Source organism: Plantactinospora sp. WMMB334 (assembly GCF_049179095.1).
Classification (GTDB): Bacteria; Actinomycetota; Actinomycetes; order Mycobacteriales; family Micromonosporaceae; genus Plantactinospora.
Genome location: NZ_JBMHME010000002.1, coordinates 4,375,513 through 4,397,689, shown reverse-complemented (window position 1 = coordinate 4,397,689; position 22,177 = coordinate 4,375,513). Strand labels below are relative to the sequence as shown.

At 72.5% G+C, this 22,177-nt stretch carries 21 protein-coding genes; 11 read left to right on the top strand and 10 right to left on the bottom strand.

Features of this window, described 5'->3' with window-relative positions:
• The first annotated feature begins 151 nt into the window (after positions 1–151).
• Together ACN27G_RS18830 and ACN27G_RS18825 are read left to right on the top strand one after the other, a co-directional pair.
• Positions 152–778, top strand: a complete 627-nt coding sequence (locus ACN27G_RS18830) for a LysE family transporter (RefSeq protein ID WP_421494105.1) — start codon at positions 152–154, stop codon at positions 776–778.
• Between the two features lie 203 nt (positions 779–981).
• Positions 982–1,635: an acVLRF1 family peptidyl-tRNA hydrolase gene (locus ACN27G_RS18825; RefSeq protein WP_421494104.1), complete on the top strand. Its 654-nt coding sequence runs from the start codon at positions 982–984 to the stop codon at positions 1,633–1,635.
• A gap of 100 nt (positions 1,636–1,735) precedes the next feature.
• Here ACN27G_RS18825 and ACN27G_RS18820 read toward each other — a convergent pair whose 3' ends face one another.
• On the bottom strand, positions 1,736–2,647 hold the full coding sequence (locus tag ACN27G_RS18820) for a neutral zinc metallopeptidase (RefSeq protein WP_421494103.1): 912 nt from the start codon (positions 2,645–2,647) through the stop codon (positions 1,736–1,738).
• 318 nt (positions 2,648–2,965) lie between these two features.
• On the opposite strand from ACN27G_RS18820, the gene ACN27G_RS18815 reads away from it, so the two are divergent.
• From ACN27G_RS18815 to ACN27G_RS18800, 4 genes are all read left to right on the top strand, one after another.
• A complete protein-coding gene (locus ACN27G_RS18815) occupies positions 2,966–4,573 on the top strand; it encodes an ABC-F family ATP-binding cassette domain-containing protein (RefSeq protein ID WP_421494102.1) in 1,608 nt (535 codons plus the stop codon).
• Positions 4,574–5,054: 481 nt separating this feature from the next.
• Positions 5,055–5,282, top strand: a complete 228-nt coding sequence (locus ACN27G_RS18810; protein WP_007462679.1) for a helix-turn-helix domain-containing protein — start codon at positions 5,055–5,057, stop codon at positions 5,280–5,282.
• A 46-nt stretch (positions 5,283–5,328) separates the two neighbouring features.
• On the top strand, positions 5,329–6,093 hold the full coding sequence (locus ACN27G_RS18805; protein WP_421494101.1) for an enoyl-CoA hydratase/isomerase family protein: 765 nt from the start codon (positions 5,329–5,331) through the stop codon (positions 6,091–6,093).
• 362 nt (positions 6,094–6,455) lie between these two features.
• The gene (locus tag ACN27G_RS18800) at positions 6,456–8,411 is read left to right on the top strand and encodes an ABC transporter ATP-binding protein (protein ID WP_421497377.1); all 1,956 of its coding nucleotides are present in this window, start codon (positions 6,456–6,458) and stop codon (positions 8,409–8,411) included.
• Here ACN27G_RS18800 and mug read toward each other — a convergent pair.
• The 6 genes from mug to ACN27G_RS18770 form a co-directional block, all read right to left on the bottom strand.
• Positions 8,396–9,037: a G/U mismatch-specific DNA glycosylase gene (mug, locus tag ACN27G_RS18795; RefSeq protein WP_421494100.1), complete on the bottom strand. Its 642-nt coding sequence runs from the start codon at positions 9,035–9,037 to the stop codon at positions 8,396–8,398. The genes ACN27G_RS18800 and mug overlap by 16 nt on opposite strands.
• A 219-nt stretch (positions 9,038–9,256) precedes the next feature.
• Positions 9,257–10,018: an SDR family oxidoreductase gene (locus ACN27G_RS18790; RefSeq protein WP_421494099.1), complete on the bottom strand. Its 762-nt coding sequence runs from the start codon at positions 10,016–10,018 to the stop codon at positions 9,257–9,259.
• 10 nt (positions 10,019–10,028) lie between these two features.
• Positions 10,029–10,499, bottom strand: a complete 471-nt coding sequence (locus ACN27G_RS18785; RefSeq protein WP_421497376.1) for a hypothetical protein — start codon at positions 10,497–10,499, stop codon at positions 10,029–10,031.
• 113 nt (positions 10,500–10,612) lie between these two features.
• The gene (locus ACN27G_RS18780) at positions 10,613–11,461 is read right to left on the bottom strand and encodes a DUF692 domain-containing protein (RefSeq protein ID WP_421494098.1); all 849 of its coding nucleotides are present in this window, start codon (positions 11,459–11,461) and stop codon (positions 10,613–10,615) included.
• A 108-nt stretch (positions 11,462–11,569) separates the two neighbouring features.
• Positions 11,570–12,148: a TetR/AcrR family transcriptional regulator gene (locus ACN27G_RS18775; protein ID WP_421494097.1), complete on the bottom strand. Its 579-nt coding sequence runs from the start codon at positions 12,146–12,148 to the stop codon at positions 11,570–11,572.
• Positions 12,149–12,292: 144 nt separating this feature from the next.
• Positions 12,293–13,090 carry a thioesterase family protein gene (locus ACN27G_RS18770; protein ID WP_421494096.1) on the bottom strand — a complete coding sequence of 266 codons (798 nt, stop codon included), beginning with the start codon at positions 13,088–13,090 and terminating at the stop codon, positions 12,293–12,295.
• A gap of 72 nt (positions 13,091–13,162) precedes the next feature.
• On the opposite strand from ACN27G_RS18770, the gene ACN27G_RS18765 reads away from it, so the two are divergent.
• The 3 genes from ACN27G_RS18765 (at position 13,163) to ACN27G_RS18755 (ending at position 15,981) form a co-directional block, all read left to right on the top strand.
• On the top strand, positions 13,163–14,029 hold the full coding sequence (locus ACN27G_RS18765; RefSeq protein WP_421494095.1) for a carbon-nitrogen hydrolase family protein: 867 nt from the start codon (positions 13,163–13,165) through the stop codon (positions 14,027–14,029).
• An 83-nt stretch (positions 14,030–14,112) separates the two neighbouring features.
• Positions 14,113–14,757 (top strand): HAD family hydrolase, encoded by a 645-nt coding sequence (locus ACN27G_RS18760; protein WP_421494094.1) that lies wholly within the window; start codon positions 14,113–14,115, stop codon positions 14,755–14,757.
• 267 nt (positions 14,758–15,024) lie between these two features.
• Positions 15,025–15,981, top strand: a complete 957-nt coding sequence (locus ACN27G_RS18755) for a serine protein kinase RIO (protein ID WP_421497375.1) — start codon at positions 15,025–15,027, stop codon at positions 15,979–15,981.
• 14 nt (positions 15,982–15,995) lie between these two features.
• On the opposite strand, the gene ACN27G_RS18750 is transcribed toward ACN27G_RS18755, so the two are convergent.
• Positions 15,996–16,241, bottom strand: coding sequence for a DUF2630 family protein (locus ACN27G_RS18750; protein ID WP_421494093.1), 246 nt, complete (start codon positions 16,239–16,241; stop codon positions 15,996–15,998).
• A 607-nt stretch (positions 16,242–16,848) separates the two neighbouring features.
• Between ACN27G_RS18750 and ACN27G_RS18745 the strand changes: the two genes are divergently transcribed.
• Positions 16,849–17,493, top strand: coding sequence for a hypothetical protein (locus ACN27G_RS18745; protein WP_421494092.1), 645 nt, complete (start codon positions 16,849–16,851; stop codon positions 17,491–17,493).
• Between the two features lie 6 nt (positions 17,494–17,499).
• A complete protein-coding gene (locus ACN27G_RS18740; RefSeq protein WP_421494091.1) occupies positions 17,500–18,450 on the top strand; it encodes a nucleoside-diphosphate kinase in 951 nt (316 codons plus the stop codon).
• Positions 18,451–18,462: 12 nt separating this feature from the next.
• Here ACN27G_RS18740 and ACN27G_RS18735 read toward each other — a convergent pair whose 3' ends face one another.
• Positions 18,463–19,242: a TIGR03089 family protein gene (locus ACN27G_RS18735; RefSeq protein WP_421494090.1), complete on the bottom strand. Its 780-nt coding sequence runs from the start codon at positions 19,240–19,242 to the stop codon at positions 18,463–18,465.
• Between the two features lie 128 nt (positions 19,243–19,370).
• Positions 19,371–22,175, bottom strand: a complete 2,805-nt coding sequence (locus ACN27G_RS18730) for an aconitate hydratase (RefSeq protein WP_421494089.1) — start codon at positions 22,173–22,175, stop codon at positions 19,371–19,373.
• Between the last annotated feature and the right edge of the window lie 2 nt (positions 22,176–22,177).

Genomic DNA, 22,177 nt, shown 5'->3' with positions numbered 1-22,177 from the left:
GATATTCCGTCGCGGAACGGCCGGTTCCGGTCCAGAATCGTCGCGTGATCGCGCCTACCCTGTGGACCGTCGCAACCGCCGTCGTGGCCGTTCGGGCCACCCGGCGACAGCGCTGGTGCACCGGGCCGGCCACGGTCACCCCGACACGGTCATGACCGACGCCATCGTCGCCGGCCTGCTCGCCGGGTACGGCGTCGCCGTACCGGTAGGTGCCATCGCGATCCTCGTGCTCGGGTTGACCGCTCGGACCTCGATCCGGGTCGGGGCGGCCGCCGCACTCGGCGTCGCCACGGCCGACGGCCTGTACGCGGGGATCGCCGTGCTCGGCGGGGCCGCGCTGGCCGGGCTGGTCGAGCCGGTCGCCGGAGCGCTGCGCTGGATCGCCGTCGGCGTACTGCTGGCGCTGGCCGGGGCGGGCGCCTGGAGCGCGCTGCGGCACCGGGCGGATCCGGCGCGGGCGGCCAGGACCGGCCGGAGCCTGGGCACGCCGGCCCGGGCGTACGCCGGCCTGCTGGCGCTCACCCTGTTGAACCCGATGACGATCCTCTACTTCGCCGCCCTGGTGCTCGGCCGGCGGGCCGCGCAGGAGTGGCCGGCAAGCGGCGAGCTGCTCTTCGTCGTCGCCGCGTTCGCCGCCTCGGCGAGCTGGCAGCTGCTGATCGCCTCCGGTGGCTCGCTGGTCGGCCGGATGCTTTCCGGACCCCGGGGCCGGCTGGGCACCGCCCTCGCCTCCAGCGCGCTGATCACGGTGCTCGCCCTGAAGGTGCTCCTGGGGTGAGCCGCGCTGCTGCCGCCGAGCGTGTCCGGGACTGCCGCCGTCGAGCCGAGACCGGGGTGCCTGCCCGCTCGGCTCGGGCCGGGGTGCTGCTGCTCCGTGCCGACCGGGGTGCTGCTGCTCGGTTCGGGCCGGGTAGGCGGTTCGGTCGTGCGGAGCCGACCCGTCGTGCCGCCGGACCGATCCCGGTGTCGTACCGTTCCGTGATGAACAGCCGACCCGCTGCCGGTGGCGGCCGGTGGGTGGACGTGGCGCCGGCCCGGCTCACCCGCTGGCTCGACGGCTTTGCCGAGCGGCACGGCGGGCCGCCGCAGGTCACCGCCGGACCGGAGGGCCTCCGGCTCAGCGCACCGGACGGCACCGTCGCGGTGCTCTCTCCGCCGCCGGGCGCGCCAGCCGCGACCGACCTGCCGGCCTTCCTCTCCGCCGTCACGGCACCCCGGCGGCTGGGCCTGCTGCTGGCCCGCAAGGGAGCGGTGGCGGTCGGGGTGGCCGACGGTGACCGGCTCGTCGTCTCCAAGGTGGACAGCCGGTACGTCCAGGGGCGCACCGCCGCCGGTGGCTGGTCCCAGCAACGCTTCGCCCGTCGTCGGGAGAACCAGGCGAAGGCCGCCGTCGCGGACGGGGCGGAACTGGCCGTCCGGTTGCTGCTGCCCGAGGCCGGTCGGCTCGCCGCGCTGGTGGCCGGCGGCGACCGGCGTGCGGTGGACGCGATCCTGGCCGACCGCCGGCTGGCGTCGGTGGCGGCGCTGCGAGCCGAACGCCTGCTGGACGTGCCCGAGCCCCGGCACGCCGTGCTGGTCGAGGCGATTGTCGCCGCCCGGACGGTACGCGTGCTGGTCCGCGATCCCGTCCCCTGACGGCTCGCCGGGTCGACCGGTGTCGCCAGCGGGCCGCGGCGGTCAGCGGGTCCGGTCAGCGGGCGGCGGGCCGTGGGCGACGGGCCGCGGGCGGCGGCGGTCAGCGGGCGGCGCCGAAGGTGTCGCAGTCGGTCGGGTCACCGCTGGAGTAGCCGGTGCCGAACCACTTCTGCCGGTCCGCTGAACTGCCGTGGGTGAACTGCGACTCGTCGATCCGGCCGCCGGACTTCTGCTGGATCGCGTCGTCGCCGATCGCCGCCGCCGTGTCCAGGCCCTCCTGGATGTCCTGCTCGGTGAGGCTGGTGAAGATCTTCACACCCCGATCGTCGGCGGTGCCGGTGGCGTTGCGGGCCCAGGCTCCGGCGTAGCAGTCCGCCTGGAGTTCGAGCAGCACCGAGAGCCGGTTGGCCTCGCCGGGCTCGGCCTGCCGCTGGTCGCGTACCCGCTGCTCGGTGCCGAGCAGGTCCTGCACGTGGTGGCCGTACTCGTGCGCCAGCACATAGGGCTGGGCGAACTCGCCCGGGGCGCCGAGCTGTTCGGCGAGTACCCGGTAGAAGCTCAGGTCGATGTAGATCTTGTCGTCGAGCGGGCAGTAGAACGGCCCGCCCCCCGAGTCGGCCTGCCCGCACCCGCTGCTGACCGCCTGCTCGAAGAAGACGGTGTCGGACTCCTCGTAGGGGCGGTCGAAGTGCTCCGGCAGGGCCCGCTCCCAGTACGCCTGGATGGAGTTGACGAAGAGCGTGTTGCGGCAGTCGAGCTGCTGGAGCGCGTCGGACGCCGCACAGCGCTGCTCCAGGGCGGTGTTGTCGCCCTGCTGTTCACCGTCGCCGCCGGTGAGCTGGCTGACGCCGAAACCGCCGCCGACCAGGGTGATCAGGACGAAGATGACCAGGCCGACGATCCCGCCCCGGCCACCGCCGATCGGGATCGGGATCCCGGCCCGCCCGCCGCCAGAGCCCCGCCGGTCCTCGATCTGGCTGGTGTCGATCCGTGCGTCGTCGTTGAGTTCCATGCCGTTCCCCGATCGCTCCGATCGTCGAATCCCTGGTCGAGCGCCTGGTCGCCGGGCGTCCCCGGGTATCCGTCTGTTCGTCGCCCGTATGGCGCCGACTGTCTCGTCGCTCGATGTCTGTCTCGTCGCTCGATGTCGCCGGTGTCGATACCCGGTGATCTTGATCGGTAATCCGGCGCCGGTGCGTCGGGGCGCCCGGTACAATCGGACCGTGCTGCTCTGCGAAGGCTGAACGCCCCGCAGCCGACGGATCTGTGGACCGCCGGCTCGTTCGTGTGCCCTGAGTCAGCCTTCAACCCCGAGAGCGAGTTCTCCGACATGATCACTGCCACCGGTCTGGAGCTTCGTGCCGGCGCCCGGATCCTGCTGTCCGACACCACGCTCCGGGTCCAGCCCGGCGACCGGATCGGCCTGGTCGGCCGCAACGGCGCCGGCAAGACCACCACGCTGAAGGTGCTGGCCGGCGAGGGCCAGCCCTACGCCGGGCAGATCGACCGGCGCAGCCCGGTCGGCTACCTGCCACAGGACCCGCGCACCGGCGACCTGGGGGTCACCGCCCGGGACAGGGTGCTCTCCGCCCGGGGCCTCGACGTGCTGATGGCCCAGATGAAGGAGATCGAGCAGCGGCTCGCGGACAGCGCCGAGGACGACCGGCTGGTCCGCCGGTACGGCGCCCTGGAGGACCAGTTCGCCTCGCTCGGCGGGTACGCCGCCGAGGCCGAGGCGGCCCGGATCTGCGCCAACCTCGGCCTGCCGGACCGGGTCCTCGCACAGACCATCGGCACCCTCTCCGGCGGCCAGCGCCGCCGCGTCGAGCTGGCCCGGATCCTGTTCCGGGACGCCGCCGAGGGCGGCGGCGGGATCCTGCTGCTCGACGAGCCCACCAACCACCTCGACGCCGACTCGATCACCTGGCTGCGCGGCTTCCTCGCCGCGCACAAGGGCGGCCTCATCGTGATCAGTCACGACGCCTCGCTGCTGGAGGCCGTGGTCAACAAGGTCTGGTTCCTCGACGCGACGCGCGCGGTGGTGGACGTCTACAACGTCGGCTGGCAGAAATACCTGGAGCAGCGGGAGACCGACGAGCGGCGCCGCCGCCGGGAACGGGCCAACGCCGAGAAGAAGGCCGGCGCGCTGATGGCCCAGGCCGACAAGATGCGGGCCAAGGCGACGAAGACGGTGGCCGCGCAGAACATGGCCCGGCGGGCCGAGAAGCTCCTCTCCGGGTTGGAGGATGCCCGGGTCGCCGACAAGGTGGCAAAGGTCAGGTTCCCCAGCCCGGCGCCGTGCGGCAAGACACCGCTGACCGCCACCGGGCTCTCCAAGTCGTACGGTTCCCTGGAGATCTTCACCGACGTCAACGTCGCCGTCGACCGGGGCTCCCGGGTGGCGATCCTCGGGCTCAACGGTGCCGGCAAGACGACCCTGCTGCGCATTCTCGGCGGGCTGCTGGAGCCGGACACCGGCGAGGTCCGGCCCGGCCACGGACTGCGGCTGGGCTACTACGCGCAGGAGCACGAGACGCTCGACGTGGAGCGCAGCGTGCTGGACCACATGCGCAGCGCCGCCAGCGAGCAGTCGGACACCGAGCTGCGCAAGATCCTCGGGGCGTTCCTCTTCTCCGGTGACGACGTCGACAAGCCGGCCGGAGTGCTCTCCGGCGGCGAGAAGACCCGGCTCGCGCTGGCCACCCTGGTCTGCTCGGGCGCCAACGTGCTGCTGCTGGACGAGCCGACCAACAACCTCGACCCGGTGAGCCGGGAGCAGGTGCTCGACGCGATCGCCCGCTATCCCGGGGCGATCGTGCTGGTAACCCACGATCCGGGGGCGGTGCTCGCGCTCAAGCCCGATCGGGCGATCCTGCTTCCCGACGGCGACGAGGACGCCTGGAGCGACGACCTGCTCGAGCTCGTGGAACTCGCCTGACAATGTCTCGGATCACGATGCCGCGGCGGAGGAGCCCGCTGCGGTGCCTCGCTGCGGACTTGGTCTCATACATGTGACAGTTCAGCGGTCGAACACCATTTTGCGAATCCCGTCCGACCGAATCGAGCGGTCACCGAAACCCGGCGAGACGAGAGCCGAAACTTGACGACGACGGAACGAAACTCGCCGAATGATGAAGCTGAACTCGGCTGAGGTGGAAGGAAACTCAACCGAGGGCCGGTGGGCCGCATGGCCCGGGCGGGCCCGCAGGGCCCCGCGCCGTGAAATCCCTGTTGGGGCGGGGTGGAAACCCATGGCGTCCGGGAGTGGACGGCCTCGTTGGCGCAATCACTCAATCGGGAAACTGACACTGCTGTGCGTGTCGGTTGGCGAAGAGTTGATATCTAGCGCATGATCGTTCGAGGCGGTCTAATAGGTGGGACCGTATCGAACCGCACAGTCTGGGACGTGAGGAATCAACATGGCAGCCACCGGCACAGCCACCAGCACTGAGAAGGGTCGCCGGATCGTCGGAGCCGAGCGCCAGACGCTCGCCAAGGACCTGGTCAAGCGGTATACCTCCGGCGAAAGCATCCGCGCCCTGGCGGCCTCGACCGGCCGTTCCTACGGGTTCATCCACCGGGTGCTCACCGAGTCTGGTGTACAGCTTCGTCAGCGTGGCGGCGCTCGTCGTCGGAAGAAGGCGTGACCCGCTCAACAGCCTGGTCCGGAGCCGAACGCCTGCGGAGTCATTCGTGACCCCGGGCGTACGACTGAATTGCGACGGGCCGGTCGCGACAGTGACGTTGTGCCGGCCCGACGTACTCAACGCACAGACGCCGCAGATGTGGCGGGCGATGTACGACTTCTCCCGGGAGCTTCCGGGAGACGTACGCATCGTGGTGGTACGGGGCGAGGGTCGGGCCTTCTCCGCCGGGCTCGACCTCTCCGTGGTCTCGGGACGCTCCGGCGCCGGGGACTCGCTGGCGGAGATGGCCGCGCTGCCCCCCGAGGAATGCGCCGAGCGGATCGCCGGCCTCCAGGCCGGCTTCACCTGGTTGCACCGTCCCGACCTGATCTCCATCGCGGCGGTCCAGGGGCACGCCATCGGCGCCGGGTTCCAGCTCGCGCTGGCCTGTGACCTCCGGGTGCTGACCACGGACGCCACCTTCACGATGGCCGAGGTGACCCTGGGCCTGGTGCCCGACCTCGCCGGCACCGGGCGGCTGGTGGAACTGGTCGGCTACGCCCGGGCCCTGGAAATCTGCGTGACCGGCCGGCGGATCGACGCCCCCGAGGCCGAGCGGCTCGGCCTGGCGACCGTGGTCGTGCCACCGGCGGATCTCGATGCGGCGGTCCAGGACCTGGCCGCGGCGATCCTGAACGGGAGCCGGGACGCGGTGGTGGAGATCAAGGCCCTGCTGGCCGGGGCATCCGGCCGTTCCCCGGCGGACCAGCAGCGGGCCGAGCGCGAGGCGCAGACCCGCCGCTTCCGCGACCTGGCCGGCGTCGGCGAGTAGGCCCACTCCGCCGGCGTCGGAGAGAAGGAACGTCCGCCGGCGTCGGAGAGAAGGAACGTCCGTCGGCGTCGGAGAGAAGGAATGTCCGCCGGCGCCGGCGAGAAGGAATGTCCGTCGGCGTCGGCGGGTGGGAGACTCCGCTGCGGCCGGGAGCGGGAAACCTGTCGGAGCCGGCGAATAGGCTGGACGCCGACGACACGTCATCCGCCGGATGATCTCCGCTGAACGGCAGGGCGATCAGCGGGCAGGGCGATCAGCGGGCAGGGCCGGACGACCGGGAGCGCCAATCGGGAAGATTCGGGCCGCCGCTCCGGTTGTCGTAGTCGTCATGGACGACGGGGAGGTTGCGGGTGGTGAACCCGATGGGCGCCGGTGCCAGCATGGGCGGTTGGAGCATGCTGCGCTCGTTGCGTAACCGCGACGAGGTGACCGGGCATCGGGTGAGCCGGCGCAGCGTCCGGCGGGTCGTCGAGTTCGCCCGACCCTACCGGCGGGACATCGCGGTGTTCCTGGTCACCGTCATCCTCGCCGCCATCATCGGTGTCGCCACGCCGGTCCTCGCCGGTGACGTGATCAACGCCATCTCAGGCGGCGGTGCCGACGCCGGCGGCCTGGTCGTCCGGCTGGCCCTGATCATCGCCGGTCTCGCGGTCGCCGACGCGCTGCTCTCGCTGGCCCAGCGCTGGTATTCGGCCCGGATCGGCGAGGGGATCATCCTCAACCTGCGGACCCGGGTCTACGACCACGTCCAGCGGATGCCGTTGCAGTTCTTCACCCGTACCCAGACCGGCGCGCTGGTCAGCCGGCTCAACAACGACGTGACGGGCGCGCAGCGGGCCTTCACCAGCACCCTCTCCGGGGTCGTCAGCAACATCATCCAGCTGGTGCTCACCGCGGCCGTCATGCTGACGCTCTCGTGGCAGATCACCGTGCTCTCCCTGGTGCTCCTGCCGATCTTCATCATCCCGGCCCGCCGGGTCGGTCACCGGCTGGCGGAGATCACCCGGGAGTCGTACGACCTCGACGCCAAGATGAACGCCACCATGACCGAGCGGTTCGGGGTGGCCGGGGCGCTGCTGGTCAAGCTCTTCGGCCGGCCGGACGTGGAGGCGCGGCGCTTCGGCGACCGGGCGGAACGGGTCCGCGACATCGGCATCCAGTCGGCGATGTACTCCCGCACCTTCTTCGTCGCCATGCTGCTGGTGGCCTCGCTCGCCCAGGCCCTCACCTACGGCCTCGGCGGCTGGCTGGCCGTTCGTGGCGACGTCAGCGCCGGCACGGTCGTGACGCTCGCCCTGCTGCTCACCCGCCTCTACGGTCCGCTGACCGCGCTCTCGAACGTCCGGGTGGACGTGATGAGCGCACTCGTCTCGTTCGACCGGGTCTTCGAGGTCCTCGACCTCAGCCCGGCCATCGCCGAGAAACCGGGCGCGGTGGCCATCCCGCGCGGTGCCGGGCGGCTGGAGTTCGACGACGTCCGGTTCCGCTATCCGACCGCCGCCGAGGTGTCGCTCGCCTCGCTGGAGGACGTGGCCACACTCGACCGCACGGCCTCCGAGCCGGTACTGCGCGGGGTCTCCTTCACCGTCGAGCCGGGCCAGATGGTGGCGCTGGTCGGCCCCTCCGGTGCCGGCAAGTCCACCACCTCGATGCTGGTTTCCCGGATCTACGACGTGACCGAGGGTGCGGTGCGGGTCGGCGGCGTCGACGTCCGGGACGCCACCCTGGATTCGCTGCGCGACACCATCGGGGTGGTGACGCAGGACTCCCACCTGTTCCACGAGACGATCGCCGAGAACCTCCGCTACGCCAAGCCGGACGCGACCGACGACGAACTCTGGGCCGCCCTGCGCGGTGCCCAGGTGGAGGACCTGGTCAGAGGGCTGCCGGACGGGCTCGACACGATCGTCGGCGAGCGGGGCTACCGCTTCTCCGGTGGTGAGAAGCAGCGCCTCGCCATCGCCCGGCTGCTGCTCAAGGCCCCGTCGATCGTCATCCTCGACGAGGCCACCGCACACCTCGACTCCGAGTCGGAGGCGGCGGTGCAGCGGGCGCTCTCGGTGGCGCTCAGCGGGCGTACCGCGCTGGTGATCGCGCACCGGCTCTCGACCGTACGGGAGGCCGACCAGATCCTGGTGCTGGACGACGGACGGATCGTCGAGCAGGGCCGGCACGACGAGCTGGTCGCCGCGGGCGGCCTCTACGCCGAGCTGTACCGGACGCAGTTCGCGGTCGCCGACTCCCCGGCCCCGTACGTCGACGCGGTGGGCGCGGAGCCGGTGATCACGATGCCCCGCCCGGACTACGACCCGGTCTGACCGGCGCCCCGGCGGGGATCCGAGCCGTTCCCGCCGTCGAGGACCGCCGCGCGTAGCGCCGCGAACTCGGCAGCGAGTCCGGCCGCCGTGAAGTGGGCGTTGAGCCCGCTCGGGTTCGGCAGCACCCACAGCCGAGCACTCCCGATCGTCTCCGGCTGTCGGCCGATCGCCGCCGACGGCCGGACGAACGCCGTCCGGTACGCGGTAACGCCGAGCACCGCCACCCAGCGCGGCCGGTGGCGCCGGACCTTGCGGAGCAGTTGCCGGCCGCCCTCGGCGAGCTCGTCCCGGCGCAGTTCGTCGGCCCGAGCAGTGGCCCGGGGTGCCAGGTTGGTGATGCCGAGACCGTAGCCGAGCAGCTCGGCCTGGTCGGCCGGGTCGACCTGGTGCGGGGTGAAGCCGCCCCGATGCAGGGCCGGCCAGAACCGGTTGCCCGGGCGGGCGAAGTGCCACCCGGTGGCCGCCGAGTAGAGGCCCGGGTTGATGCCGCAGAAGAGCACGTCGAGGTCGGGGCCGATCAGGTCGGAGAGCAGCCGGTCGGCCGCCGCCGCGACCTCGGCCGGGGTCGGCCGGAACCCGCGCGGTCGCGGGGCCGCCAGCCCTGTCGGCGTCGTCGGACTGCCCATATCACCACCAGTACCACCGTCGTGACCGTCATCGGACGGCAGAGCGCAGCGGCGGCGGCAACCGCCGGAGCCAGCAGGTCGATGTCGCCCACCGCCACGTGTCGACGGTTGGCAACTCTATCCCGGTCGACGAGGGAACCAGCGGGCCCACCGAAGGCGCGAACGGCGGGTCAGCCGGTCAGTGGGTCGGGTCGACGGGCGAGCGGATCGGCGGAAGCCTCAGATGCCGCGTAGGGCCCCGCCGTCGACCGGGATGGCGACGCCGGTCAGGTAGCTGGCGGCGGGGGAGAGCACGAACGCGGCCACCCGGCCGAACTCCTCCGGGTCGCCCATCCTGCGCAGCGGGATCTCCGCCTCGATCTCGGCCCGGGCCCGTTCCGGGTCGTCGCTGGCGGCGAGGAGTTCGTGGTTGCGGTCGGTGAGGAGCCGGCCGGGCAGCAGGCTGACCACCCGCACGCCGCGCGGGCCGTACTCGTCGGCCATGTCCTTGGCCACCCCGGCCAGCCCCGGCCGCAGCCCGTTGGAGACGCCGAGTCCCGGGATCGGCGCCCGGACCGAGTTGGAGAGCACCAGGCCGATGGCGCCACCGTCCGGGAGCGCCGCCGCGATCGTGCGGGCGGTCCGGACCGTGCCGAGGAAGATGGTCTCGAAGGAGGCGCGCCACTGTGCGTCGGTGGCCTGGGCGGCGGTGCCCCGGGGCGGTCCGCCGACCGAGACGAGCGCGCCGTCGAGCTGACCGAAGTGCTCCAGGGCGGTCTCGACCAACCGTGTCGAGGTGTCCGGGTCGGCCAGGTCGGCCGCGAGTCCGATCACCCGGTCGTCCCGGCCGAGCTGCTCCGCCGCCGCGGTGACCCGGTCGGGATCCCGGGCCGAGAGCACCACCCGGGCGCCGTCGGCCACCAGGGCGCGAGCGGTGGCGAAGCCGAGTCCCTTCGAGGCGCCGGTCAGCACGTACACCCGGTCCGCGAGTCCGAGGTCCATGGAGGAAATTCTATGGTGTGGCCGGCGGGGAGTCGATCTTCGCCTTCCAGGGGAAGGGCAGGACCCAGATCCGGATCCGGCCGGCGATCTGCGTCACCAGGATGTTCCCGGTGCGGCGCAGCGCCGGCAGCCGGCGACGCCGGGGCGCGTTCCGGCCGTCGTAGCGCCAGGCCGCGTCCCGGACGGCCAGCTCCTCGGCGGCGGCAGCCGGCAGCCCGCCCTCGGCCGCGAGCCTCCGGGCCAGGTCCCAGCCGTCCCGGATCGAGCCCGCGGTCGGGCGATCGGCCGCCCATCCCGCGAACTCGCCGGGCCAGCGCGCGCCGAGGCCGGCGGCGAGCAGCGGCCAGTGCCGGGCGACCTCGCCGGCCCGCTTCCCCAGCAGCGCGGCGCGGGTCACGCCGGCCAGCCGGGCGTCGAAGCCGGGCGGCAGTGGCGCGCCCGCGACCAGTGCGGCCACCAGCGCGCTCTGCCGCTCTGCCAGCGTCCCACCGAATTCGGTTCCGCCTGGCCCGGTTCCGCCTGGCCCGGTTCCGCCTGGCCCGGTTCCGCCTGGCCCGGTTCCGCCGGACCGCGTCCCGCTGGTCGTGCCTCCGGTCATCGCGGGGTGACCGGAGGATAGCCGGAGGCGGTGGCGATCGCGTCGAGCTCGGCGTGCAGGGTGGCGGCCGGTGGATAGCGCCCGTCGCGCTCCAACAGCAGCGCGGGTGGCCGGCGCCGGGCGGAGACCTCGGCAACCAGGTCGAGCACCTCCCGCGGCACCGGATCGGAGTGCGTGTCGTGGTAGATCCCGTCGTCGACCGCCCCGCCCGCGACGTGTACGTAGCCGACCCGCTCCAGCGGCAGCCGGTCGAGCAGGTCGAGCGGATCGCTGCCCCGGTTGCGGGCGTTGGCGTACACGTTGGCGACGTCGAGCAGCAGCAGCGCGTCGGTGCGGTCGAGGATCTCGGTGAGGAAGTCCGCCTCGTCCAGATCGTCGTCCGGCCAGTCGAAGATGGCGGCGATCGGCTCCAGGGCGAGCGGCACGGCCAGTTCGGCACGTACCCGGGCAACGTTCCCGACCACCGCGTCGACGGCTTCCCGGGTACGCGGCAGCGGCAGCAGATGTCCCGCCTCCACCCCGCCGGCCCGGACGAACGCGATGTGCTCGCTGGCCATCGGCGCCTCCAGCAGCTCGGCGGCCCGGGCGAACTGCCGGACCCGGGCCGGCTCGACCGGCTCGGCACCGCCGAGCGAGAGCCGCACCCCGTGCGGTACGACCGCGACGCCGCGCCGGCGCAGCTCGACCAGGGCCGGCGGTGGTCCGGCCGCCGGTATCGACTCCGCGATCACCTCGACGAACCGCAGGCCGGGCAGGTCCGCCACGAATCCGGCGATCTCCGGTCGCCAGCCGATCCCCACGCCGTAGTCGGGTTCCGGTCTTCTCGCTCCCACCAACACGTCCATCGGGTCACTCCAACCGTGCGGATCGGGACCACCATTGTGGATCCGGCACGCCAGCTCCGCGATCCGGCCCAGGTCAGTGGCCGGAGCAGGTCAGTGGCCCGGCCCGGGTCAGCGGCCCGGCCGGCGGACCGCCTCCTCGACGAGGTCGAGCACCGGGCCGAGGTCGCCGGCCGGGCGGGCCATCGCCAGTTGCAGCACCAGGCCGTCGTAGGCCAGCTCCAGGAACCGGGCCAGCGTCTCGATCGGCACGTCGTCGCGCAGCACTCCGGCGTCCCGCTGCCGCGCCAGCCGCTCCCGGGTGGCCTCGGCCAGGCTCGCCGAGCGCTCCGCCCAGCGCCTGGCGAACGCCGGGTCGGTGCGCAGCCGCCGGGACACCTCGAGTTGACTGCCGAGCCAGCCGGTGGTGTCCGGCGAGGCGGCGCCGGCCAGCAGGTCGCGCATGACCTGCACCAGGCCGTTGCGGGCCACCGTGGCGACCATCGCGGCGGCGTCGTCCTCGGCGACCGCGAGGAAGAGCGAGTCCTTGTCGCGGAAGTGGTGGAAGATGGCTCCCCGGGAAAGCCCGGTCGCCTCTTCGAGTCGGCGTACGGTCGCGCCCTCGTAACCGTGCCGGGCGAAGCAGGCCCGGGCCGCGCCGAGAATCTCCTGGCGGCGGGCATCGAGCTGGTTCTGACTTACCCTGGGCACCACCCGATGGTGCCAGGCGACGACCGGCTGTGCAATCCGTACGTACGTCTTGGGTTTCCCCCACCGCGCGCGGCTCGGCCCGGGCCGCCAAGCCGGGGCCACTGAGCCGGCGCGCTTCGGCCGGAGCCGCTGGGCCGGAGCCGCTCAGCCGGGGCGGCGACCCACCATCAGGGCCTGGGCGCCCTGGCCGAGCGGGCCGGTGACGTCGGAGAGCACCGTGCGGGCCAGACCGGAGCCGTGCTCGTCCAGCACGGTGTGGGCCTGCACGTGCACCCAGTCGTCGACCGGCTGCCGGTGCAGGTGCACGGTCAGCTCGGTGTTGATGAACCACCACCGCTCCATGTCCAGCAGCCGGCTCAGCCCGTTGCCGGAGTCGGCGACCAGGGCGACCCGCTGCAGCGGACTCGGTTCCTCCCCGGCCACCAGCGGGATCCGCTGCCGCGCCCAGGCCGACGCCGGGCCGGGCCGCTCGAAGTGGCCGTCGACGAACCGCCAGTCGATCGCCCGCAGGTAACCGACCTGCCAGCGCGGCTCGGTGAACCGGGACGGGGTCGCCGGCCGCGGCGGTGGCGGGACCGGGTCGGTGAGCGCCTCGGCGGGCAGCCCGACCGGCGTACGCCGCACCCGCCAGACCCGGGCCCGTAGCACCGGGCGCCCGGCGGCGTGCATGTCGGCCTCGACCAGCTCGACCGAGCGTCCGGGGCGGGTCAGCGAGGCCCGGACCGTGACCTCGCCGACCGGCACCCCGCCGAGGATCTCCACCGTCAGCCGGGCGACCTGGGCCGGCCCCTCCACGGAGCCGGGCACCTGCTCCACGGCTCGGACCAGCAGCGCGCACGGCGGTCCCGCGTGTTGCAGCTCGTTGCTCCACGGCCCCTCGGTGGAGCCGGTGGCGACGAACCGTCCGGGATCGTCGGTGGGCTGATAGAAGGCGTCGGGCACGCGCCGATTGTCCTCCCCGGTGGCGCTTTGGCAAGATCGGCGCGGTGGCCGGGGGCCGCTATCATCGCGGCCGTGACCAACCCCACCGCCGGGCTGCCCGCGGCGCCGCTCTCCGTCGCCGCGGTCCAGGCCGGACCGGTCCCCGGTGACGTGGCCGGCAACGCCCGCTCGGCCGCCCGGCTCGTCGAGCGGGCCGCCGCCAGCGGCGCCCGGGTGGTCGTACTGCCGGAGCTCTTCCTGCCGGCTTACCATCCGCCGACCCTGGCCGCCGATCCGGCCGGTGCGGACGTGGTCGCCGACGGCGCGGGCCGGGTCGCGGATCCCCGACTCGATCCGCTGCGCGAGGTGGCCCGGGAGCGCCGCGTGGTGGTGGTGATCGGTGCGGCGGTCCGCCATCCGGACGGCCGGCGGACCTGCTCGTCGTTGCTTGTCGAGGCCGCCGGCCGGGTCGGCGCCGGATACGCCAAGCAGCATCTCTGGGGGCCGGACGAGAACGCGTTGTTCACGCCGGGGCGCTGCGGCGCGACGCTGCTGGTCGACGGTTGGCGGCTCGGCCTCGGGGTCTGCTACGACGCGTGTTTTCCGGAGCACGCGCGGGCGGCCGCGGCCGACGGGGCACACGGCTACCTCTGCCCGAGCGGCTACCTGGTCGGCTCCGAACACCGCCGCGACCTCTACTACCGGGCCCGTGCACTGGACAACACCATCTACGTCGCCTTCGCCAACGCCGTCGGCGGGGCGCCGCCGTGGCGGTTCAACGGCGGTGCGGCGATCTACGATCCGGAGGGGCGGACACTGCACCGGGCCGCGGACTCGGGTGAGGCCGTCGTCGTCGAGCGGTTCGACCCGGCCGAGCTCCATCGGGTACGCGACGCGCACCGGATGCTCGTCGACCGCCTGCCGGACCAGGGTGGCGTACGGACACTGTTGACCGGTTGACCACTGCTTGTCAGCCCGGACAACCCGGGTTGTTTACATGCTGGGACTGTTGTCCGACCGGGTGCGTCCCGTACTGTGCGCAAGTGCCGCTGTTGCTCCTTGATCTGGACAACACTCTGCTCGACCGGGCGGGGCCGTTCCGGACCTGGGCGCAGGGATTCCTGGACGAGATCGGCGCACCGGAGAGCGACATCGACTGGCTCCTGTCGGTGGATGCCGACGGCCTGACCAATCGCTGGGACGTGGCGGATGCGATCCGCGACCGCTATCGGCTCCGGATCCCCTCCATCGATCTGGTCGAGGCGCTGCACGAGGGAGTGGTGGAGTACACCCGGCTGGACCCGCTGATCGCCTGTGCACTGCGGATCGCCGACGACGCCGGCTGGGTGCCGGTGGCGGTCACCAACGGCAGCGAGCGGCTACAGGAGATGAAGATCAGGCGTACCGGCCTGGACCGCTATCTGGCGGACTGGGTGATCTCCGAGCAGGTCGGGGTCAGCAAGCCGAATCCCCGGATCTTCGCGCTCGCCGCCGAACGGGTCCGGATGCGGCTGCGCGGGGCATGGATGGTGGGCGACAGCCCGGAGGCGGACATCGGCGGCGCGGCCGCGGTGGGGCTGCCGAGCGTCTGGCTGCATCGGGGCCGCCGCTGGATGGAGCGCCGGTACGCCCCGACCAGGACCGTGGACGGGCTGATCGCCGCCGTCGCCACGGTGCTCGCCGCCTGAGCGGCTCTCCCCACCCCGTCCCCCGGGTCCCCACCCCGACGGGTCCCTTCTGCGTGCATCTCCGGCCGGTGGCCCGCGGCCGTTACCCGGCGGCGGTTATTCGGTTGACGCCGGGAAGCGGGGTTGGCGAGCATGTGCCGACGGAGTCGTTCCCGGGCGTCCGCCCGGCCGAGTGGAAGGAGGGATGGCTGTGGCTGTCTTCGCGCTGCGCTCTCGCCTGTCTTCTTCCGACTCGACCAGAGGAATACTCCAGTGCCACACGACCACGTGTCACACGATCACGACGACAGTTCGGGTTCGGCCCGCCACCCCCGTGGCGGTCGCCGTGCCGCCCGCCGGTTCGACGACGACGAGCCGCGGTTTCTGAAACGGACGCGGCACGCGACGGCGCCCGCGTTCGACACCAACGCCGACACCGACGTTCCGGAGGTCGGTGACCGCTGGTCGAGCTGGGACCAGGCGGTGCACGGGCCCGAGCCGCACCCCGAGTGGCTGGTCACCGAACTCGCCGCCACCGATACCGAGCTGGGCGTGCTCAAGACCGGTAAGGAGGCGGACGTGCACCTGGTCCGCCGGGCCGTCCCGGAGACCGACCGGAGTTGCCTGCTCGCCGCCAAGCGTTACCGCGACCCGGACCACCGACTCTTCCACCGCGACGCCGGCTATCTCGAAGGGCGCCGGGTACGCCGGTCCCGGGAGAACCGGGCGATGGCCGGGCGCACCGCGTTCGGCCGGCAGATGATCGCCGGACAGTGGGCGGCCGCCGAGTTCGCCGCCCTGACCCGGCTCTGGCAGGTGGGGCGGGAGCTGGGCAGCATCGCGGTGCCGTATCCGGTGCAACTGATCGGCACCGAGCTGCTGCTCGAATTCGTCGGTGACCCGGTCGAGGGAGAGGCGGCGCCGCGCCTGGCACAGCTCCGTCCCGGTCCCACGCTGTTGCGCCGGCTCTGGGACCAGCTCGTGGACGCGCTGGTGGTGCTGGCCCGGGCCGGGCTGGCGCACGGCGACCTGTCGCCGTACAACCTGCTGGTGCAGGGGGAGCGGCTGGTGCTGATCGACCTGCCGCAGGTCGTGGACGTGGTCGCCAACCCGGGCGGGCCGGAGTTCCTGGCCCGGGACGTACGGGTGGTGGCGGACTGGTTCGTGGCGCGAGGACTTCCCGGTGACCTGGTCGACCCGGCCGCGCTGACCGGGCAGCTGCTCCGGGAGGCGGGGCTGCGGTAGCCGGGGTCAACCGGTCACTGGAGGTATTTCTCGACCTCGTTCACGCTGCGCACGCCGGTGGTGTCCGGGTCGTTGCCGGCCTGCCGGGCGGCCCGGCGGCGGCGGAGCAGATCCCAGCACTGGTCGAGCGACTCCTCGAGGTCCCGCAGCCGCGTCCGGTCCTCGTCGGTGGAGTTCTCGACCTGCTGGGCGTGGGTGCGGAGCCGGTGCTCCTCGTCGACCAGCTCGGAGATCCGGCTCAGAATGGTCCTGTCGTCCATGCCCAAGATCCTGGCACAGTGCCGCACGTGCCGCCCACCATCCGCCGGTGACGGCCGGCACGTGCCGGCGTACCGCCGGGCCGGGACGTAGTCGTTGACACAGCTCTCGACGGTTCCTATGGTGGTTCTAGGAAAGCGCTTTCCTTACCATCCTGCTCCGGTCACCACCGCCCACCTCGCTCCGGGCCGGTGCCGGCACCGGAAGGAACTCCGGCTGACCCGATCCCCCGCCTGACCGGGTCTCGTGAGTGACCGGTCAGGTTGTGGCCAGCCGGGGCGGACGGCCGGGAGGTGGGTCCCGGCCGTCCGCCGTCTCCGTCGCCCCCGCGCAGCCCCACCCGGGCGCACGGTACTGTCGGCCCGCCCTGCGGGCACCGCACTGTCGGCCCGCCCTGCGGGTGCCCGCTCTCGGTCGGCTCATGGCGGCACCGCGCGTCACCGGGCGGTGACCGGTGCTGCCATTTGGTCATTTCACTCCGATGGGCATGTCCGTTTGATATGAACTACCAAACTCGGTGCCGAGAAGCCCATCAATCGGGCATTCTCGATGCCGGGTAGGTAGTCCTGTCCTCAGGGGACCAGACCCGGAACGGAAAGAGCCCGCATCATGGACCAAGCTTCGTTGCCGACATCGCTCCGGGAGGCCGTCACGGTCACCACGGCCGGGGCCACCGGAGTTGCCCGGCTGGTGATCGAGGGCCTGCTGGAGCTGATCGACGATCCCGCCGCGGCAGCCGATGCGACGGAGTTCCTGACCGCCGAGCTGCCCGGCTACGCGCCGATGTGGCACATCGCCAACGCGGTCCGCTCGGACGAACCGGCCGAGTCGCTCCGCCGGATCCGGGCCGAGCTCGACCACGCGGTGGAGAAGACCGTGAAGGCGGGGCTCGGCTGGGTCGGCGAGCACGGCGGCCCGGTCACGTGCGCGCCGAGCAGCTCGATCGTCAAGCAGATCCTGGCCCAGCTGCCGGAGTCGATGCGCACCGGTGAGCCGGTGGTGGCGCTGGCCGGCGCCGACGCGATCGGCCCGGGCACCGTACTCAACATCCGGGGCACCCGGGAGCTGGCCGAGCGGCTGCCGACCCTGATCGTCACCACCGCGCTGAAGCTCGTCCCGGAACCCGTCTTCGCCCGGCTCGGCGCGCCCGTCTTCGAGCACATCCCGCTGGACAGCTTCGTCGGCGTGGTGCTCGACGGTGAGATCCTCAGCCCGGGAGAGGTTCGCCGCCGAGCCGCGGAACTGCGTGAGTGATCCACGATGGCCACCCCCGGCGCCCAGGAGATTCCCGCCTTCCTGACGACGCTTCCCCGGAAGCGGTCCCTCTACGCGGTCGACACCTACTTCCGGGAGAGCTTCGAGGACCTGGTCGCCGTCGGTGGTGGCCGGATCGAGGAGTTCTGTCACGACCACGCACTGCTGCTGCTGAAACCGGACGCCGTCGTCAGCCGCCGGCTCGGCCCGGCGCTGCGCTGGGTGCTGGCGTACGGCTTCAGCATCGTCTGGGCCGCGACGGTGACGATCGACCGGCACGGCGTACGGGCACTCTGGCAGTACGGCCTCAACGCCGCCAGCCGGGACCGGCGGGACGCCGCCGACCTCTACGTCACGGCATGCGAGTGCCTGCTCCTGCTGCTCGCCCTGCCCGGCCGACCCCAACCGGCCTCGCTGGTGCTCAGTGCGGCCAAGGGACCGGCGGACCCGGTCCGCTGCCGCCCGGGCCAGCTCCGGCACGACGTCGGCAGCTTCAACTACCAGCTCAACCTGGTGCACGCCGCCGACGAGCCGGCCGACCTGCTGCGGGAGCTGGCAGTGCTCTGCAACCACGAGACCCGGGCCACGCTCTACCGGCGGACCCTGGACGCCTCGGCCGGCGCGGACCGCCGGTCCGAGGCGTTCGCCCTGGTCGACCGGTTGGAGGCGGCCACCCCCGCCGTCGACCTCGAACTCGACCGCACGCTCGAGGAGCTGGCCGACGCGGCGCGGACGCGCATGCAGGGCCGACCGGACGCACCGGCCCGGGAACTGCTCTCGGCGATCGCCCGGATCCGCGACCGCTGCTCCCGGGACTGGCGGGCGGTGGTCCGGCTCGCCGATTCGAGCGGGACCCCGGTGAGCCGGTGGCAGCGGATCGTGCTCGCCACGCACCTGCTCGACCCGTACGTGCCGGGCGCCACCAGCCTGCTGCCGGACACCTCCACCGCACCGTGAGCACGGTGCCGGTCACAGCACCCGGGTCACCCGTTCGGCCGCGCCGCGCTCCCGCACCGCGTGGGAGTCGAGGTTGGCGCAGAGCACCACCGAGGCACCGGCCGCCAGCGGTGCCAGCAGCCACTTCACCGGGTGCTCGTGCTCGGCCGCGTCGACCAGCACCCGGTCGTCGGGGCGGAGCCCGAAGAGGTCGGCCAGCTCCCGGGCCAGCCGGCCCCAGTCCGCGTAGCTGGTGCCGTCGACACTGGCCGCGTCGTCCGGCCGGAGCGGGACGTACGGCCGCAGGTCGGCGTCGTGCCGGCGTACCTCGGTGAGGTAGTCCCGGTAACCGGCCGGCGGCTCGGGCAGCGGCGCGGCGTCCCGGGCGAGACCGAGCGCGAACCGGTGGTGCGCCTCGGGCACCTGGTCGAGCCAGTCGTCGATCCGGGGCAGCGCGGCGTACGTCACGTCGAACGGCTCCTCGACGCCGGGGCCGAGTCGGGGCAGCCCGGCCGTCGCCGCGCCGTGAAAGCTCACCGACACCCCGGCGGACCAGGTGCCGAGCAGGACGGCGGCGGTCTGCCAGTGTGGCGGCAACAGCACCGCCGCCCGGGCGCCGACGCCCAGCCCGCAGCCCCGGACCAGCAGGTTCGCGGTGCGGGCGACCCACTGCCCCAGCGCCTCGGCGGAGAGTTCGGTGTGCTCCCCGGTGGCGCCGTCGTGGTAGGTGAGCAGCGATCGGCCAGGGTGGGCCGCCAGCGCGGACGCGAACGCCCCCGGCATGCCGGTCGGTCGGACCAGATCGTGCCCCATGGACGGCTCCTCCCGGTCTTTCCACTGGTGGATGGTGCAACGGTACGGCACCGCGGTCGCGGAACCGGGCCGGGACGGTGCCGCTCGGCGACCGGCCCGGCCCGGGATCGGAACGGAGGGTGCGGGGCTCAGCTGGTGAGCATCTTGCGCAGCACGTACTGCAGGATGCCGCCGTGCCGGTAGTAGTCGGCCTCGCCAGGGGTGTCGATCCGGACCACCGCGTCGAACTCGACGCCGGTGTCGGTGGTGACCCGGACGGTACGCGGGATCCGGCCCTCGTTGAGCGCGGTCACCCCGCTGATCGAGAACGTCTCGGTGCCGGTCAACCCGAGCGATGCCGCGTCGCTGCCGGCCGGGTACTGCAGCGGCAGCACGCCCATCCCGATCAGGTTCGACCGGTGGATCCGCTCGTAGGACTGGGCGATCACCGCCCGGACGCCGAGCAGCATGGTGCCCTTCGCCGCCCAGTCCCGGGACGAGCCGGAGCCGTATTCCGTGCCGGCCAGGATCACCAGCGGGACGCCCGCCTCCTGGTACGCCACCGAGGCGTCGTAGATCGAGGTCTGCTCGCCGGTCAGGTGGTTGACGGTGAACCCACCCTCGACACCCGGCACGAGTTGGTTGCGTAGCCGGATGTTGGCGAAGGTGCCCCGGATCATGACCTCGTGGTTGCCGCGCCGCGAGCCGTACGAGTTGAACTCGTGCCGGGCCACGCCGTGGTCGGCCAGGTATTTCCCGGCCGGGGAGTCGGGCTTGATCGAGCCGGCCGGCGAGATGTGGTCGGTGGTGACCGAGTCACCGAGCTTGGCCAGTACCCGGGCGGAACCGATGTCGGCGACCGGCGCCGGCTGGCGCCCCATCCCCTCGAAGTACGGGGGCTTGCGGACGTAGGTCGACCCGGCGTCCCAGGCGAAGGTGTCGCCCTCCGGGGTGGGCAGCGAGCGCCACTGCTCGTCCCCGGCGAAGACGTCGGAGTAGTCCTTGGTGAACATCTCGCTGCGCAGCGCGTTCGCGATCACGTCGTCGATCTCGGCGGTGCTGGGCCAGATGTCCCGCAGGTAGACCGGCTGCCCGTCAGCGCCGGTGTCGATCGGCTCGTTGGCCAGGTCGATGTCCATCGTGCCGGCGAGCGCGTACGCGACCACCAGCGGCGGGGACGCCAGGTAGTTCATCTTGACGTCCGGATTGATCCGGCCCTCGAAGTTCCGGTTGCCGCTGAGCACCGAGACCACCGACAGGTCGTGCTCGTTGACCGCCGCCGAGACCTCCTCGGGCAGCGGGCCGGAGTTGCCGATGCAGGTGGTGCAGCCGTAGCCGACCAGGTGGAAGCCGAGCTTCTCCAGGTAGGGGGTGAGGCCGGCCCGCTCGTAGTAGTCCATCACCACCTTGGAGCCGGGGGCGAGGGTGGTCTTCACCCACGGCTTGCGGGACAGCCCCCGGTCGACGGCGTTGCGGGCCAGCAGGGCCGCGCCGATCATCACCTGCGGGTTGGAGGTGTTGGTGCAGGAGGTGATCGCGGCGATCACCACGGCGCCGTGGTCGAGCTCGTATTCGACGCCGTCGTCACCGGTGATCCGGATCGGGTTGCTGGCCCGGCCCTTCGCCCCGGTCGCCGCCGAGACCAGGTCGCGCGGCGCGTCGGCCGGGTCGTTGGTGTCGTTGGCCGGCGGGTCGCTCGCCGGGAAGGACTCCTCGCTCGCCTCGTCGGCCGGGCCGTGCGCGCCGTCGGCGCCGTCCCCGACGTAGTCGACGAGCGCGGACCGGAACAGCGTCTTGGCGTTGCCGAGCGGCACCCGGTCCTGCGGGCGCTTCGGGCCGGCCAGCGACGGCTCGATGCTGCCGAGGTCGAGCTCGAGCCGCTCGCTGTAGTCGGGCTCGGCGGCCGGGTCGTGCCACATGCCCTGTTCCCTGGCGTACGCCTCGACGAGCGCCACCTGCTGCTCGCTGCGTCCGGTCAGCCTCAGGTAGCGGACGGTCTCCTCGTCGATCGGGAAGATCGCGACGGTGGAGCCGTACTCCGGTGACATGTTGCCGATGGTGGCCCGGTTGGCCAGCGGCACCGCGCCGACGCCGGGACCGTAGAACTCGACGAACTTGCCGACCACGCCGTGCTTGCGCAGCATCTCGGTGATGGTCAGCACCAGGTCGGTGGCGGTGGTGCCGGCCGGCATCTCGCCGTGCAGCTTGAAGCCGACGACGCGCGGGATGAGCATGCTGACCGGCTGGCCGAGCATCGCGGCCTCGGCCTCGATGCCGCCGACGCCCCAGCCGAGCACGCCGAGCCCGTTGACCATGGTGGTGTGCGAGTCGGTGCCGACCACGGTGTCCGGGTACGCCTGGCCGTTGCGCTCCATGATCGTGCGGGCCAGGTACTCGATGTTGACCTGGTGCACGATGCCGGTGCCGGGCGGGACGACCTTGAACTCGTTGAAGGCGTTCTGGCCCCAGCGGAGGAACTGGTAGCGCTCCCTGTTGCGGCCGTACTCCAGCTCGACGTTGCGGGTGAAGGCGTCCTGGCGGCCGAAGAGGTCGGCGATGACCGAGTGGTCGATCACCAGCTCGGCCGGCGCGAGCGGGTTGACCCTGGTGGGGTCGCCGCCGAGTTCGCGGACCGCCTCACGCATGGTGGCCAGGTCGACCACGCAGGGCACACCGGTGAAGTCCTGCATCAGCACCCGGGCCGGGGTGAACTGGATCTCCACGCTGGGGTCGGCGTTCGGGTCCCAGTCGCCCAGCTGCCGGATGTGCTCGGCGGTGATGTTCGCGCCGTCCTCGGTGCGGAGCAGGTTCTCCAGCAGAATCTTCAGGCTGTACGGCAGGCGTTCGTGCCCGGGTACCGTATTGATCTTGAAAATCTCGTAGCTCGCGTCTGCGACGCGCAGCTGGCTCTTCGCACCGAAGGTGTCGAGGCTCGCCACGTCGTACTCCTTCACGC